Origin of the sequence: Paenarthrobacter aromaticivorans (assembly GCF_019038615.1) — a bacterium.
Lineage (GTDB): Bacteria > Actinomycetota > Actinomycetes > Actinomycetales > Micrococcaceae > Arthrobacter > Arthrobacter aromaticivorans.
In genome coordinates this window covers 312,435-328,291 of the sequence record NZ_JAHOPC010000002.1, presented here as the reverse complement: position 1 = coordinate 328,291, position 15,857 = coordinate 312,435, and the positions used below count along the sequence as shown (strand labels likewise).

15 protein-coding genes and 1 pseudogene are annotated in these 15,857 nt (G+C 60.4%); 10 read left to right on the top strand and 6 right to left on the bottom strand.

Annotation, left to right across the window (positions count from 1 at the left end; all coding sequences use genetic code 11):
• The first annotated feature begins 140 nt into the window (after window positions 1–140).
• The 5 genes from KSW38_RS05070 (at window position 141) to KSW38_RS05050 (ending at window position 6,100) form a co-directional block, all read left to right on the top strand.
• The gene (locus KSW38_RS05070; RefSeq protein WP_216923422.1) at window positions 141–1,004 is read left to right on the top strand and encodes an alpha/beta fold hydrolase; all 864 of its coding nucleotides are present in this window, start codon (window positions 141–143) and stop codon (window positions 1,002–1,004) included.
• Window positions 1,005–1,606: 602 nt separating this feature from the next.
• Window positions 1,607–2,398: an SDR family NAD(P)-dependent oxidoreductase gene (locus tag KSW38_RS05065; RefSeq protein ID WP_254186152.1), complete on the top strand. Its 792-nt coding sequence runs from the start codon at window positions 1,607–1,609 to the stop codon at window positions 2,396–2,398.
• 85 nt (window positions 2,399–2,483) lie between these two features.
• A complete protein-coding gene (locus tag KSW38_RS05060) occupies window positions 2,484–3,881 on the top strand; it encodes an MFS transporter (RefSeq protein WP_216923418.1) in 1,398 nt (465 codons plus the stop codon).
• Window positions 3,882–3,906: 25 nt separating this feature from the next.
• Window positions 3,907–4,671, top strand: coding sequence for an SDR family NAD(P)-dependent oxidoreductase (locus KSW38_RS05055; RefSeq protein WP_216923416.1), 765 nt, complete (start codon window positions 3,907–3,909; stop codon window positions 4,669–4,671).
• 457 nt (window positions 4,672–5,128) lie between these two features.
• Complete coding sequence (locus KSW38_RS05050) at window positions 5,129–6,100, top strand: alpha/beta hydrolase (RefSeq protein WP_216923414.1); 972 nt, start codon at window positions 5,129–5,131, stop codon at window positions 6,098–6,100.
• A 296-nt stretch (window positions 6,101–6,396) separates the two neighbouring features.
• Here the strand turns inward: KSW38_RS05050 and KSW38_RS05045 are convergent, their stop codons facing one another.
• Together KSW38_RS05045 and KSW38_RS05040 are read right to left on the bottom strand one after the other, a co-directional pair.
• Window positions 6,397–6,765, bottom strand: coding sequence for a type II toxin-antitoxin system death-on-curing family toxin (locus tag KSW38_RS05045; RefSeq protein WP_216923412.1), 369 nt, complete (start codon window positions 6,763–6,765; stop codon window positions 6,397–6,399).
• Window positions 6,762–6,968: a ribbon-helix-helix protein, CopG family gene (locus tag KSW38_RS05040; RefSeq protein WP_241650980.1), complete on the bottom strand. Its 207-nt coding sequence runs from the start codon at window positions 6,966–6,968 to the stop codon at window positions 6,762–6,764. Before KSW38_RS05040 ends, KSW38_RS05045 begins: the two co-directional genes overlap by 4 nt.
• Window positions 6,969–7,371: 403 nt before the next feature.
• Between KSW38_RS05040 and KSW38_RS05035 the strand changes: the two genes are divergently transcribed.
• The 4 genes and pseudogenes from KSW38_RS05035 to KSW38_RS05020 all read left to right on the top strand — a co-directional run bounded on the left by KSW38_RS05035 (window position 7,372) and on the right by KSW38_RS05020 (window position 12,289).
• Complete coding sequence (locus KSW38_RS05035; protein WP_216923411.1) at window positions 7,372–8,403, top strand: DUF4192 domain-containing protein; 1,032 nt, start codon at window positions 7,372–7,374, stop codon at window positions 8,401–8,403.
• A gap of 280 nt (window positions 8,404–8,683) precedes the next feature.
• Window positions 8,684–9,223: pseudogene (locus KSW38_RS23800) on the top strand (alpha/beta hydrolase); the annotation flags it as partial.
• A 265-nt stretch (window positions 9,224–9,488) separates the two neighbouring features.
• Complete coding sequence (locus KSW38_RS23795; protein ID WP_216923808.1) at window positions 9,489–9,878, top strand: glycosyl hydrolase 2 galactose-binding domain-containing protein; 390 nt, start codon at window positions 9,489–9,491, stop codon at window positions 9,876–9,878.
• 263 nt (window positions 9,879–10,141) lie between these two features.
• Window positions 10,142–12,289, top strand: coding sequence for an amylo-alpha-1,6-glucosidase (locus KSW38_RS05020; protein ID WP_216923407.1), 2,148 nt, complete (start codon window positions 10,142–10,144; stop codon window positions 12,287–12,289).
• 79 nt (window positions 12,290–12,368) lie between these two features.
• On the opposite strand, the gene KSW38_RS05015 is transcribed toward KSW38_RS05020, so the two are convergent.
• From KSW38_RS05015 to KSW38_RS05000, 4 genes are all read right to left on the bottom strand, one after another.
• Window positions 12,369–12,773: a hypothetical protein gene (locus KSW38_RS05015; RefSeq protein WP_216923405.1), complete on the bottom strand. Its 405-nt coding sequence runs from the start codon at window positions 12,771–12,773 to the stop codon at window positions 12,369–12,371.
• Window positions 12,774–12,848: 75 nt separating this feature from the next.
• Complete coding sequence (locus KSW38_RS05010; RefSeq protein ID WP_216923403.1) at window positions 12,849–13,424, bottom strand: NADPH-dependent F420 reductase; 576 nt, start codon at window positions 13,422–13,424, stop codon at window positions 12,849–12,851.
• A gap of 106 nt (window positions 13,425–13,530) precedes the next feature.
• Window positions 13,531–14,403, bottom strand: coding sequence for a DODA-type extradiol aromatic ring-opening family dioxygenase (locus tag KSW38_RS05005; protein ID WP_216923401.1), 873 nt, complete (start codon window positions 14,401–14,403; stop codon window positions 13,531–13,533).
• Window positions 14,404–14,486: 83 nt separating this feature from the next.
• A complete protein-coding gene (locus KSW38_RS05000; RefSeq protein ID WP_216923399.1) occupies window positions 14,487–14,861 on the bottom strand; it encodes a DoxX family protein in 375 nt (124 codons plus the stop codon).
• Between the two features lie 163 nt (window positions 14,862–15,024).
• Between KSW38_RS05000 and KSW38_RS04995 the strand changes: the two genes are divergently transcribed.
• Window positions 15,025–15,552 (top strand): MarR family winged helix-turn-helix transcriptional regulator, encoded by a 528-nt coding sequence (locus KSW38_RS04995; protein ID WP_216923397.1) that lies wholly within the window; start codon window positions 15,025–15,027, stop codon window positions 15,550–15,552.
• Window positions 15,553–15,857 lie beyond the last annotated feature (305 nt).

Here is a 15,857-nt window from a genome sequence, read left to right as displayed (position 1 = left end):
GACAGCCGCGCTGCGACGAAATAATGTGGCACGCATCACCAGTGACTACTGAAAACGTAGTGACTATTCGAATAGCTATCGAAATGAAGCCAAAGCGATCTGCCCGGCACCCCCAAGCATTTCCAACCTGAAAGGAAAACATGTCTTCTCTGTACGTTGCCGCCCCCGTGCGTTGCGTCGACGTTGACGGCACACAGCTGGCATACCGCGAATTCGGAGAGCAGTCGGGCGTTCCGCTGGTCTTATTCAGCCGGTTCCGCGGAAGCATCGACGACTGGGATCCTGCTGTCATCGAACTGCTCTCCCGGGAGCGCCACGTGGTCACCTTCGACAACGCCGGTGTGGGATTCAGCGACGGTGAGGTTGGGGCCAGCATTACCGAGATGGCCAAGACCGCCGTCAAGTTCATCAAGACGCTTGGTACTAAGAAGGCCGACTTGCTGGGCTTCTCAATGGGCGGGTACATCGCCCAGCGGATCGCCCTGACCGAGCCGGAGCTGGTCCGGAACGTCATCCTCGTAGGTACCGGACCTGGCGGCGGCGACGGAGCCACCTACCCCGGGGCGGACGTCGAACACTGGGTGAATTCAGTACGTGACCCGGAACTCACGTTCCAGGCCTTGTGGTTCAACAAAAAGCCGACCGGCATTGCGGCAACCCGCGCCTACTTGGAACGCATATACACCCCCGAGCGTCCGGAACGCGCCAACGTCACTGCCGAGGCCGGTGCGAAACTACGCGCAGCCATCGTTGACTGGTGGGAAGGCAACGGTTCCACCTTGCCGGAGCTGGAAAACATCCAGCACCCGGTCCTGGTCGTCAACGGTTCCAACGACGTCATGGTACCCACCCCGAACTCCTTCCTAATGGCCCAGCGCATTCCCAATGCCCAACTGATCATCTACCCCGACTCCGGACACGCCTCACTGTTCCAGTACCCGCAAACCTTCAGCGAACATGTCCTAAAGTTTCTCCGGGACCAGGAAAGCGGCGGCTTAAAGTGACCCGATCCCCTTGGACATGTCGGGGAGAACATTCTTCGTCACCGGATCGGACGCTGGGAATGGGAATGACCCTCGCCAAGGGCTTTCACGCCTGCGGCGCCCGCACGGTCATCTCCCAACATCCAGCAGGACCTTGACTCCGCGGTCGGGGAACTGGGCAGTGAAGACACTGCCGCCGAAGGCATCAAACTTTGACCTTTGGGGTACAGGACACTTTGGACCTGATAGGTGGATTCCTTCCTGGAATGGCGACCAACGGCAGCGGCAGCATCGTAGTCACCTCCAAGGTGGCCTCCATTGAAGCCACACGCTGTTGGGAGCGTAGGGGCAGGTAAGGCCGCCCCGCTGTTCCGTGCACCAGCAAAAGCCTACATCCCCGGCACCACCACCCTGATGGTCGTCGGCGGTCGCCGCGTCATCTCGGACCCCGACCGGCCCCCCGGTCGAAACCCTTCCATCACTTTCCTCCATTTAGACAGGACTGGAATTCAATGGAGACTTCCACCTCACTTACAACATCCAGCGCCAATGGATATCCAGCCTTCGCGAGCGGCCACAAGTCCGCTCCAATCCCTCAACGACGACAGGAACTCTCTGTGCCGATGCACTCACTGGACCAGGGGGCCGTTGCGTCCGGCAGCCCCTTTGAACTCCGCGGCAAGCGCGCCGTGATCACCGGAGCAACCTCCGGCATGGGACTTGCAATCGCGCGAGCCTTTGCGTTGCACGGGGCAGACACCATCATCTCGAGCTTCGACCCCGCAGATGTTCGAAGCACAGTCGATACGCTGGCCAGCGACGGTATCGAGGTCTCGGGCACCACATGCGACCTCTCAAGTCCGGATAACGTGCGCTCGTTCCCAGCCGCCGTGACCAACGAATTCGGGCCCATCGACATCCTGATTGCCCATGCCACGCCATTTGCGCCAATGGGCCCAATCGAACAAACTACCCGCGAAGAACTTGACCGCCTCTTCAGCGGCGTCCTCAACAACTTCGAGCTGATGCGCGGCTTCCTGCCGATGATGTCGAACAACGGCGGCGGTTCCATCGTCACCACTTCAAGCATTGCCTCAGTCCGCGCCAGCATTTCGCTCGGCGCATACGGCGCAGGCAAAGCGGCCACGGACGCCTTCGTACGAAGCATTGCCGCGGAGTGGGGCAGTCGCGGCATCCGAATCAACAGCATCGCCCCCTCGATCGTGCGCACACCATTCGCCGCTCCCGTCTGGGACGACGACGAACGCGGCGCCGTGGCAGCAGGCAAGACCGCCCTCGGGCGCATCGCAGAACCGGAAGAGGTTGTCGGTGCTGTCATGCTGTTCGCCTCGCCGGCCGGCTCCTACATCACCGGTCAAACACTCGTGATCGACGGCGGCCGTTCCATCCTCTAAGGGAACCGCAGTGCACCTCACCCACCAGTTAGACGTTCCCTCACACACATCTACAGGGTCAATGTTGATCCAAGAAAGGCCGATCGTGACTACCTCTGATCCAGCCTCGCCAATCGTGGCTACCGCTAATACAAATTCCGAGAAGAAGAACATTCAGGGCTTCCTCGACTCGCAACCCGTCGGAAGAAGACGCTGGGCTATCGTTGTCCTGGCGTTCCTGGTGATCACACTCGACGGCATCGACGTCCAGGCGTGGAGTTTCGTCTATCCGCAGATTGTGGCCAAGTGGGGGACGCCGCTTCCCGCGATTACCGCAGTGGTTACCTTTGGTGTAGTGGGTATGGCCATTGGTGCGATTCTCGGCGGTCCCCTCGCCGACCGCTTCGGACGACGGACAATCATCTTGGTGGGGACCGCATGGTTCACAGTCTTCACGCTTCTCGGTGCCGCATCGCAGACTGTTGAGATGGTTGGCGCAGCCCGCTTGTTGGCCTGCCTGGGCCTCGGCGCCGTCCTGCCTACAATCGTCACTCTGGTCGCCGAGTTTATGCCGGCCGCGCGACGTTCCACTCTCATCACCATCGCCTTCTCCGGATTCACCTTCGGTGTGATCCTGTGCGGCTACTTGGCAGCTGCAATCGTTCCGACCCTCGGGTGGCAGGCGCTCCTGGTCACTGCCGGGATACTCTCGCTCGCGATCATCCCCGTCCTCGCGTGGAAGATTCCGGAGTCGCTTACCTTCCTGGCGCTCAAGGAACGCTCCCCCGAGACGGTCAAGCGCACTCTCCAGGCAATTTCGCCTTCCGCTGACGTTGAGAACATTGACCTCGGCATCGATCGCACCGAGCCTGTAAGGGCGGGCGGCGTCCGAGTCGTGCTCTCCAAGCAGTTCCTGGCTTCGAGCATCCTGCTATGGGTCTGCTATTTCATTGGACTTTCGGTTACCTACCTTCTCGTCAACTACTTGCCCCTAATTATCAAAGCCTACGGGCTGACCGCCGCTGACGCGGGGGTGATCGTCGCAATGTACGGCTGGGGCGGCACGGTCGGCTCGCTGCTCGTCGGTTTCGCCATGGGCAAGCTCGGCAGTTTCCGAGTGCTCGGTGTCATGTTTAGCCTCGGTTCCCTCTCAATCTGGGCTGTCGCGGCGTTCACACTCGGGTTGTCCGGCCTCTTGGTGGCCGCCTTCGCGTGGGGACTCTTCCTCCCAGCGACGAACACGGGCGTCAACGCGCTTGCCGCGCTTGTCTACCCAACAAGGGCCCGAGGTACGGGCGTTTCGTGGATGCACGGCTTCGGTCGCATCGGCACCATTGTCAGCGGCATTGTCGGCGGCGTCATGCTCACCTTCGGCTGGAGCACCGGGCAGATCTTCTTCGCAATCGGCTTCCCGCTCCTCATAGGAACGATCGCAATGATCCTGCTCGGGGTCGCGTCACGCCGCCGGGAGGCGCGCGCGCTGGCCGACAACACCCTCAACTAAATCGCGTCGATAAGGAAATTACACCATGAACGAGACAACCGATCGCTTCCGCCTTGACGGCGACGTCGTCGTCGTCACAGGCGGCGGGAGCGGCATCGGCAAAACGTTGGCCGCGGCATATGCCGGTGTCGGCGCGACCGTCATCATCACCGACGCCAACGAGGAAGCCGCCGAATCGGCCGCCGCCGAAGTCGGTCATGGCGCAACTGCGGTCGCTATCGATGTCACGAACGAGGCATCCGTAACCGACGGTTTCGCTCGGATCGCCGACGAGCACGGCAAACTCGACGTGCTCTTCAACAACGCCGGCGTCAACCGGCGCGTGAAGACCACTGAGCTCACCATGGCGGACTGGCAGTTGGTGATCGCGGTGAACATGACTGGATCGATGCTCGCCGCCCGCGCCGCCGCCGCGATTATGTTCACCGGTGGCGGTGGCAGGATCGTCAATACTGCCTCGGCGCTGGGGCTGTCTGGCGGGTGGTACCCGAACCTGGCTTACCAGGCCGCCAAGGGTGCTGTCGTGAACATGACGCGGTCGCTGGCGGTTGAATGGGGGCCGCAGAACGTCCGCGTCAACGCTATCGCGCCGTCCCTGGTGCGCACACCGTTCATCAAAGCACTAACGGATCAACCGGACCAGGTGAAGTTCTTCGAAGGACTCTCTCCGCTCGGGCGCATCGGTGATGTCGAGGACATGATCGGGCCCGTGATTTTCCTGTCATCGCGCGCCTCTGATTTTGTGACCGGACACATCCTGCTCGTCGACGGCGGCCTGATGGCCTCGTAGTGATGGTGGTCGTAGCGGGAAGGCCGATTCCCTCAGCGTTGGGCCGTCGAACATTACAGACAGAGCATCGGTACGGTTGCGGCGTCTTCTTGAGGAGCGATATGACTAGGCTCGAAGACTTGTGTTGGAGGCATCACCCAGGTGCTCTTTTACAACATTGAGTTAGGACCCCCTGATAGGGACGGAACAACAATGCATGGCGACTCTGTCCTATGAAGTCTTGGTGCTGGAGGGCGCTCCGGACGCCAGGGAGCAGCGACTTGCCAGCGGCGAAGCGATAGTTTCCTCACCCTTGGCGATCACTTTTATTTCCGGGGCCCCTGCGAATGAACACAGGGTCCGTTTGGTACGGAGCAGTAGGACTTCTGAGCCGCAAGCGTTAGAACTAGTTTTTAAAAACTCCCTACATAGATTCCCCAATCCAACAACTGCACTGCTAATGACAAAGGAGTCAGCCATGTCCAATGGCCAGGACCAAACTCTTCGGTCGAAAACCGAGGACAAATACACGATCGAACGGGTCGGCTTTCGTGCCGACGGCAACGTTGAGCTTCGGGGCAACCTTTATATTCCCACCACTGGTGATGGCCCGTATCCGGCACTGACGTTGGGTATGGGGTATGGCGGGGTCAAGGAGCAGGGCGCCCTCCCCTATGCTGAAGCCTTTGCCAGCGCCGGTTTCGTTGTGCTCTTCCACGATCACCGGGGATTCGGGGAAAGCGGTGGAATACCCCGTCAGGACATCAATCCCTGGCGGCAAATCGAGGATTGGCGCAGGGCCATCACCTTCCTCGAATCGCGGCCGGAAGCGGATCCGGAACGGATCGGTCTGTGGGGCTCAAGCTATGCAGGGGGCCATGCCTTCGTCCTCGGCGCAACCGAGCCCCGGCTGAAGGCGATCGTCTCGCAAGTGCCTACCATCAGCGGCTATCAGCAAGGGCTCCGGCGGGTGACCCCGGAAAAACGGGCAGCATTGGAGGCCTCGTTCGCGGCCGATGACCAGGCACAACTCGCAGGCGAGGAACCGCACCGTATTGCCTTGGTCTCCGACGGGTCCGTCCCGGCAAGCTACACCGATCCGGAAGCCGTATCGTTCTACCTGCAGCCAATCCCTGACGGGCTCTGGGAGAACAACGTCACGGTACGCTCAACAAGAGCGGCCCGGGCATATGAGCCTGGGATCTATATCGAACGCGTCTCACCGACACCTCTTCTGATGATCGTCGGGGACAACGATCGCGTGACCCCCACTGACTTGGCACTGCAGGCCTACCAGCGTGCCCTCGAGCCCAAAGAGCTGCTGCTCTTCCCGGGAGGACACTTTGACGCCTACCTCGGGGAATTCGCAGCAACCTCGGGTGCAGCCCTGCAATGGTTCACCCGACACCTAATGCACGACAAGTCGAGCAAGGAGAACTGCTCGGCATGACTGAAGGATCCGGACGCTACATTGGCTTGATCCGCTACAACCCGGTACAGGCTGTCTGTTGCGCCCGGAACCCTAGGTCTCAACCGTCAAGCTTTGTACACACTTGAGAGCAAAAACCTCCCTGACGAGGGGTTATGCCGTGCCCGAGGTGGGACTCGAACGCGATTCTTAGCCTAGTCATTGCTGGGATCCCGCGGGAACCTGCGGAATCCGGGCCAGTCCGGCGGAAGTACGGGCGAGTCCGAGGCGGAAAGTGTGGACATTGTCCACACTTTCCTCTTGGGGAAAAGGGCGAGTTAACGCGGCACCAAATGATTCGAGATCACAGCGGCAGAGTCCTGTACTTCCACGTCCCCAGCGGCGACCCCGACGACCAGTCCGAAGCCCTCGTCAGTGGTGAAGTCATGACGGTAGCCGTTGATCCACAACAGCAGCACCATGAGCGTCCAAGCAGTCCGCTTGTTCCCATCAAGGAGTGGATGGAACCGCGCGACCGACTCAAGTAAGGCAGCCGCCTTCATCGCTAGTTCCGGATAAGCTTCAGCGCCCATGACCGTTGTCGCGGGCCTGGCCAATGCCGACGCCAACAAGCCGACGTCGCGGATATGGAAGCCGTAGCGATCAATAACTTGAAGCGCATCCTCAATGTCAAGGTAAGCCGTCACGCGTCCTCAAGGCGCGTCAGCAGCTCAGCGTCATGACTCATCACAAAATCAAGGCCCTCACTGATTTCACGCCGGCGCGTGTGCCGCTGCAGAACCAACTCGGCCCCCTGCAATAGGAGTGCGGACTTTGACGTGTGTTCCTCGGCAGCCAACTTCTCCAGCCGTCGGTCAAGATCCTCAGGGACCCGAAGATTCATAGCCATGAAACCCATGGTACCAAAACGGTACCCTAGCGGGCCGGGATTAAGACATCCTCCACCGAGGGAAGTGAAACCGATAACGGCGCATATGTTCGAATCCTCCACTCCCCCGATCCCGGCTGTCCGTTAAGGCCCGGGGGCAAAGGCGTTCGCTAGCAACTTTCTGGACGCGTCCGTGCCAGGGACCGCGTCCAAGCGCCACTCAAAGAAGCCACGAAGACTGCGCTGTAGCTCAATCGATTCGCTGCATCCGCGGCACCCGCACGATTAACCGCGTGCCCGCGCAGGATTCCCGAAGCAGGCGGGGTCCCGTCATGGTGCAGGGAACGTCAAGCGCCCATGAATGGCTAAGCCCCAGCAGAAGGGGGCCCTCAGCCACAGCGAGAGTCGACGAGGAGACATGACCATGAACGAGCTCACTATCAAGGACCCGCCAGACCTGCTCAGTTTCATCGGCCACACCCTCGGGTTCTGGCCACAAGAGAGCCTCGTCTGCATCACCCTGAACAAGGACAAAGTCGGCGCAACCCTCCGCATCGACCTCCCCAAGCAGCCAGGCTACGAGGTCCACTTCGCCCAAACCGTCGCCGCCTACCTGACCTCCGATGAACAAGCCAACGGCATCGTCTTCGCCCTGTACACCACAGAACCACCAGAACCAGGAGAAGCCAGGCCGCACCGGGCGACCATCGCAGCCCTCACGGGCGTCCTCGCGCGGGAAGGCATCACCATCCGCGACGGCATCTACGTCACTAGCACCACCTACTCCCCCTACGACGCGGTGCCAGGTAGCAACATCGCGATCCCACTCAGCACTACCGAGTACTCACGAGTCAACGCCGAATTCATCTACCGCGGCAGCACTATCGCACCCACCAACCAAGTGACCCTCCCTGCGGCGACGGACAAGCGAGAGCATGCCACCGCCGTCGAACACCACAGGGAAACCATCCTCAACGGCCCTCCAGCCGCAGCCACCCAGGAAGCCCACGAACTATGGACGAGGATGCTGGGGGCCAAGGATTACCCCACCGACGACAACGTCCTGAAGCTCATCGCCTACTACCAGTTCCCGCACATCCGCGACCGGCTCATGGCCGATATCCCCGGCATCATAGAACCACCCGAACACATCCTGTTCGCCCAAACCACCCAGGCACCGGACTGGTCACGTATCGAATGGGCCAAACAACTCCTCACCCACGCCTACACCCTCACTAGCCCAGAACACGCAGCACCCATCCTGACCACCATCGGCTACATCAACTGGTGGGAAGGCAGAGGATCTAAGGCACACCAATACCTCCAACTCGCTCTCGACACTGACCCCGGCTACCGCTTCGCACGCCTCACCGACCACATGCTCGGAGCCGGCATCATCGCAGGCTGGAACACCAACAAAACCACAGCCTACAAAAACACCCCCGACATGCCCTGATGGAGGTGGGGTCCTCCCATCTCGCAGACACGAGGTGCCGCGCGGTCCCTGGTTCAAAGCGGCGTTGGCGCAAGCTGGCGGAACATCGGCTAATGGCGCTCAAGTGGGACGAGTAGTTGTAGCTGACAGAACCCGTCACAATGACGCCTTCGGCGTGTCCGCAAGGCAGTCTCGGAGGCCGTACGCCGGGTTGATTCAGCCGCGCATGTCGCGACACGTACTCACCAATTGAGAGAGCCGCAGGTTTACACGAAGGACTGACGTTCATCGCCACCGCCGCCCAACAAAAGCCTCTCAGGGCAAAGTGCTGCTCGGCGGTGCGAGTGCCGGAGCGTGCCTTTCAGCCGCCGCAACCGTGAGACTCCGCGATGAGGGAAGCAAACAGCCCCACGGGCTAATTCTCGCGTACGGGACGTTTCACGCAGCACTTCCGCCCCTCTCACCCATCGTTCGGCGACGGACACGTGGTCTTCATGGCATTGTCCAGTTCCGCCCGGAGACAGTTCGACGGATGAACCTGAACTACGCCGGATCAACAGAAGCCATGGAGGAATCACATGCCTTTCCGGGTAGCCACGATCTAACAGGCCTCCCTTCGACACTCCTGATTGATGCCGATCGAGATATCCTAAGGGCATCAGGCGAAACTTTCGCGACAGAGCTATCCACCGCGGGCGTCGAAGTTATCCACAATGTAATTTCCGACTCCGCCCATGGATTTTTGGATCGCCCTCACTCACCTTCCTTTCGTGTGGGCATCACAGCCGTGACCAATTGGCTGCATGAAAGGTCCGCAACCACTGCAGAAACTGTCCAGTAGCCAGAGTTGTCGAGGGGATACCCAGCCCCCCTTACCCGCCCGTTTCGACACACAGACCATAAGCAGGAACCGCAATCATGATCCGTACACCCTTCAATACCGACTGGACCTTCGGCCCCAAACAGAATGAGTTCGCCGAACTGGGCAACACCAACACAAAAGTCCCGGTGCGCTTACCCCACGACGCGGTCATCGCCCCACACCGCGACCCCGCAGCACCAAGCGGCGCCCCCACCGGCTTTTCCAAGGAGGAGTCTGGGAATACATCAAAAGATTCGACTTCCCCGTCGAATGGCGCAGCAAAACCGTCCTTCTCGACTTCGAGGGGGTCTACCGCTCCGCCACCATATTCCTCAACGGTGCACGCATCGCCGAACACGCCAACGGCTACACCAGCTTCATCGTAAACCTGGACACCCACCTACGCTACGGTGCAGAAAACACCCTCACGGTCGAAGCCCGAGCACACCTGGACTCCCGCTGGTACACCGGCGGAGGCATCTACCGCCCCGTACACCTCATCGTCGCTGACCCGGTACACATCACCTTGGACGGTGTCACTGTCAGGTCCCCTGGGTTCTGCGCTGACAGACTCTGCGCCTTTAGGCTCAGGCAGTCGTTGCCGGTGACGGTTCCCGATGTCGCGGATCCCTAACACCTGCGGCGATACCCACGGCAAGGCCCACTGGGCAGGACGAGTAGAAACGGATGGATGGCACAGTCCGTCCATTTGCTGTCGCAGGTCAGTCGTAGCTCAGGCTCATTGACGTAAAAACGAGCCGAAAGCGTTCTGCTTTGCTGGCATCAATGAGCACACAGGCGTAGCGTCGATTGGACAATCGACGGCGGCAACGTCGCGTTGACGCGGTACCTTGTGCAGTTCCGTAGTGAGCCGTTATGTCCCTTTAGGAGCTTGGGATGACTGGATGGAATGTGGACACCGTTGCTGGGCCTCTGGGGCCCGGCACAATCACTTTGGTGGAGGGCTCGTCTTTCTGTATCTCCACGGCGAACGGGGACATCCATCCGGACTACCCGCACGGGGTTTTCTTCGAGGACACCCGCATCCTGTCCCGCTGGAACCTGACCGTGAACAATCAACCCTTGGAGCCACTGGCCGCGAATACGCCTGAGCCATACCGGGCCCTGTTTGTCGGTCGCGTAGTCCGATCGGGCGGGTACTCCGACAGCCCGTTGATCGTTGAACGGCTTCGCGAGGTAGGTGTCGGGATTCTGGAGCAAATCACTGTCCGAAACTACGGAAACATCAGTGTTGATTGCGTGGTTTCCCTCTGGGTCGAAGCGGACTTCGCGGACCTTTTCGAGGTAAAGGAGGCCAAAACCCAGCGCCGCTGGAGCGAATCCCGCGAAGTATGTCCCGGATTGCTGACCATCCGCGCCCTCTGGCAGGACGTGAGGAAGGGCGTCGTAGTGTCGGCCAGTGGAGCCGACGTGGCACACGAAGGTCTTAGCTATCATTCCGTTGTCCCGCCGCATGGGGAATGGAGCACGACCGTGAGGGTGGCACCTACCTCCGACGAGACCGGCCCGATGGCACCGTTCGTTCGTCCGCATGAGGGTGAAATGTCCCCGCAAGACGTGCGCCGACACGAGTGGGTATCGAAGATTCCCGTGCTGCGCATTGGCAACAGCTCCATCGAACAGACCCTGCGGCGAAGCTATGACGATCTGGGCGCACTTCGCATTGAGGACCCTGACCACCCTGATCGGAACGTGGTAGCTGCAGGCGCCCCCTGGTTCATGGCGTTGTTCGGACGGGACGCACTTTTGGCCTCCCTTATGGCACTACCTGTTGATCCGTCCTTGGCCCTTGGTACCATCCAGACGCTGGCCGACCGTCAAGGTCGCGTCGTGGACCCAATAAGCGAGGAAGAACCCGGCAAGATCCTGCACGAGGTCAGGCTCGATGTCTCCAGCGGACTGGCTCTGGGCGGGAAATCCGCCTACTACGGCAGCGTGGACGCCACCCCGCTCTTCGTGACAGTGCTGGGGGAAGTTGGCCGCTGGGGTTTTGCCGCGGAGACCATTTCCGCCCTTCTGCCACATGCCGACCGGGCACTGGAGTGGATCCGCGACTACGGCGACAAAGACGGTGACGGTTTCGTCGAGTATTCGCGGCTCAATGACCGGGGACTCATCAACCAAGGATGGAAAGACTCCTGGGACGGTATCAACTTCGCTGACGGCAGTCTGGCCGAGCCACCTATCGCGCTGTGCGAGGTGCAGGCTTACGTCTTTAGCGCATATCTGAGTCGCTCCATGATCGCCTACGACGCCGGTGACATGGCACTGGCCGAAGAGTATCGCGAGCGGGCGGCGCGGCTGAAGCGGCAGTTTAACGAACAGTTCTGGCTGCCCGATCGCGGTTACTTTGCCATCGCACTGGACGGCCGAAAGCGACCGGTCGATGCGTGCGCGTCCAACATGGGGCAATGCCTTTGGTTCGGCATCGTCGACAAGGATAAAGCACCACTGGTAGCCGAACGTCTAATGTCCCCCGAAATGTTCAGCGGCTGGGGGGTGCGTACCTTGGCAACCGACATGGGCGCCTATAACCCCGCAAGCTACCACAACGGGTCGGTCTGGCCCCACGACAATGCGATAATCGCGGCCGGTCTTCTCCGATATGGCTTTGTGGAACAGGCGCAGCGCATCTCCACAGCGCTGCTGGAGGCAGCACAATACTCAGAGGGAAGACTTCCGGAACTGTTCTGCGGCTTCAGCCGCGAGGTCATTAACAAACCAGTACCCTATCCCACCGCGTGCTCGCCGCAGGCCTGGGCCGCCACAACCCCAATTCTTCTGTTGAAGAGCCTCATGGGCTACTACGCAGATGTTGCCCGCGGCAGTCTGTGGATGGATCCCGTGCTCCCGGAATCCTACGGTGGACTGCATATCACCAACGCACCAATGGCCGGCAGTCGCATCACCATCGACATTTCCGGTTCCACGGCTACTATTGAGGGGTTGCCGCAAGGGATGGTCTTCCACCACGGCATCCGGCCATGGGTGGCCGATCTAGTGGAACGGCGCCGAAAGGCATAGCAGCGGTCCTCCACTTCGGGCACGCCGACACTTGGGCGGGGACCGTTCTCAATTTCGGAAGGGGCTCGTCTGTCCGGGTTCAGTAGGGCACTGGCAGGTACATGATCGCCTGATTGACTTTGTAGTTCAGGCCCACATCTTCAAGAGTTACCCATATTTCGAAAGACTCGCTCCGTTCATACAGTCTCCGTCTCCCCGTGTCGTCGTGAACCCACGCAATGGCACCATCGCTTGTGACACCGTCGACGACGCCGCGCGCCAATGTTTGCCCCTTTTGCAGGACTTCAGCTGCGGCGCCGTCAACGGAAGTCCAATCGTCAACTCGTCGGCGAACGCCTGGTTTGGCATTCAGGTTTTGATCTCTATGTTCGGCGCTATTCCTCGCTTCAGGCGTCGCTTCGAAGGTGCCCCGATGTGGGACAAAGGTGCTCGAACGTGCTACTGCAGCTACGGTCGCCGTCTCCGGGTCCAGGGGCGGTGGCATATTGACTCTCTTTTCTCCGTTTGGTGGCCGTACCTGTGTCCTACTCCAATGGGGCCAATTCGGGAACACTGGGTGCTACTTGAAAACAGCAAAGCCGCCGGTCCAACCCACCTGCTCGGAAACTGCCAAGGTGATCTGCAGAAAGCCGAGGGCTTCAAGTTCGCGCGCACGTCGCAGGGAACCTGCGTCTACGCTCTGGAGGCCGCCGGCGGTGACGACGTCGGCGAGGACAGTCTTGGCGTCGGCATCGTCTCCTGCTATGAGCACTGTGGTGGGCTGGTCCCCGACCCTGCCAAAAGCCAGGGTGGGGGCCAAGATGGTGTTGAAGGCCTTCAGGACTCTGGACTGCGGGAGTGCTGCGGCAAGTTCCGCAGCTGCGGAGGAGTCTGCGGGGACCGTGAGGGAGTCGAAGGTCTCGAAATTCACCGGGTTGGTAATGTCGACGACGGTGCGGCCGGAGAGCTGTCCGGCGCGCACTGCAAGGACTTCATTGATCGCGGGATAGGGCACGGCGAGGATGACGATGTCGCCGGTGACGGGCTGATCTGTGTCCTTGCTGTTGAGGGCTTGGACGGTGTTGCCGCCCTTTTCGGCTATGGCCGCGATGGCCTTGCCCATGTTGCCGGTTCCGAGAATGCTGATGCTCGTCATGATGATCTCCTCTTGGTATCCGCACTCTTTGAGTGTCTGGTTGTGATTGCTGTCGGGGACGGGCTAGGCAGCGCCCGACCCTGGTCAAAAGGTTTGAAGCTCCGTTTCATGCGACTTGAAGCGAGCGTATGGAGTTCCCGAAGCGCATGCGGTCGATGGTGGTGGTGACGCTCGTTGGGTCGGTCGCGGCTCCGAGCGTCAGGAGCAATGGGACGAAATGGTCCGCCGTCGGGTGCGCGATCCGGGCACCGGGCCCCTTCTTGGCGTAGTCGGTGAGCGCGTCAACGTCCCCGCTCGTGAGGGCGGTGTTTGCCCACTCGTCGAACGCCTCCATGTACCCGACGAGGGCAGGCCGACGCATGGCCTCGAAGCTATGGGTCATGAAACCGGACCCTATGATCAGGACACCTTCTTCACGAAGATGTTTGAGTCGCTGGCCGAGCTTGAGGAGGGCTTCGGGGGCGAGGCTGGGCATGCTGAGCTGCACGACCGGGACGTCAGCGGCCGGGTACATGGCCATAAGCGGAACAAACGCTCCGTGGTCCAGTCCGCGGTTACCGTAGTGATGGATGGTCGTCGTGTCGGACAATGTTGCAGAAATACGCCGGGCCAGCGCGGTTGCGTCCGGGGTGGCGTACTTCAACGTGTAATAGCGGGGGTGAAAACCGCCGAAGTCGTAATACAGGGGCGTGCCGGCCGCGGCACCGGTGATGGCCATAGGCGCGTTTTCCCAGTGTGCGGAGACGATGACGATCGCGCGGGGCTTGGGCATACTCTGGGACCAGGTGAAGAGGTCGTTGAGCCATTCCGGGTCGTCCAGGGTTGGAGGGGCGCCGTGACTGACGAACAGCGACGGGAGCGGCCCGTCGTCGGGCTGCCACGATTTCTGCGCCTTAGCCAAGGGCAGGACACGTTTAAGCAGGTCATCGTAAGCACCGGCCGGAACAGCCGGGTTGAACAGGTCAGTGGTGTTGGTCATGACAAGGGTTTCCTTCACGGATGCGCGGCTTGGGTGCGCGGGTACTGGCGGGGGACGGCCCCGTACTGCCGGGGGTGGTGGGGCTAGAAGGCCCAAGCACCAAAGCGTCCAACGGCCACAACCAGGGCAAGAACGGCGAGGACAACACTGACAAGTGCCATCGACTTCTCGCCCCGTTTGAGGTGGGTGATGGCTGCGCCGACCATCACGATGGCCAACCCCGTCGCAGCCAAAGGAACCAGGTAACTTGCGATACCGGTGACCGCGGGAAGTATCATGCCCGCGGCCCCCAGAATTTCGGTGACCCCGATGGCCTTGATCGCGGCGGGTTTTGAGTCCTCGGTCCAGCCCATGCCCGAGGCGGCCAGCTTTTTCTGCGGCTGGAATATTTTCACGCCACCGGCCGCAAGGAAGGCCAGAGCCAGGAGGGAAGCGACAATCCAGAGGGTGATGTTCACGATGGGTATCCTTTTGCTGCGGGTGTGGCGGCGGCGTGACCTTCCGCACTTGGTCAATTCTCTTCACGCTTGAAGTAAACGTTAAATAGAATTGCTTCAATATGCAAGTAAATTTCAAATTTTTTGTTCAAGGCTGGACCCATGGGTTGGTACAGTTTGGGCTATGGAAACGTCAGCCATTACTAGAGTGCCCGATCCCGGAGCCGGGGGCAGTCCACCATCCGCGCCCCGCTGGCTGAATGAGGAGGAACGCACCACATGGTTTACTTTCGCCAGCGTCCTTCTGCGGCTTCCCGGAGCACTGGATGCCCAGCTGCAACGCCAAGCCGGCATCAGTCATTTCGACTACATCGTCATGTCCACCCTCTCCGAATCGCCGGGGCGCACACTTAGGATGGGTAGCCTGGCTGTCATGGCCGAATCTGGCCTGCCCCGCCTATCCCAAGTCGTTGGACGACTCGAAAAGAGGGGCTGGGTTACACGAACAGCTGATCCCACCGACGGACGTTCCACTCTGGCTTCCCTCACTGACGAAGGGTGGGACAAGGTGGTTGAAACAGCGCCCGGACATGTTGAAGAAGTACGCCGGCTCGTATTCGACCCCCTCACTAAGGCCCAACTGAAGCGCCTTACCGAGCTCAGCCGCCGCATCATGATCACGGTTGACCCCGAAGACCGTTGCCTCCGGTAGTTTCCTACGACCTTCGTGGCCTCGCGGCGGCAGATGGGATTTCACTCCCGAAATATTCGCTGTCGCTGACAGGGGCACGCGGGGGCAGACAGTTCGAGAAAACCTCGTATCCGTCAAGACGGAACACTATCTGCCTCAGTGAGGCACCTTCTGTAGAAATCCAAAGAAACGAATCGTCCGGCATCACGGCCTCGACCGTACCTTTGCGGACCATTTTGCCGCCCTTCCAAATTTCTACACGCTGCCCAACAGTGCGTTGCCAATCCGGTTGCAGGTGAAGTTCCACCGTTTACTCCTCGTGCACT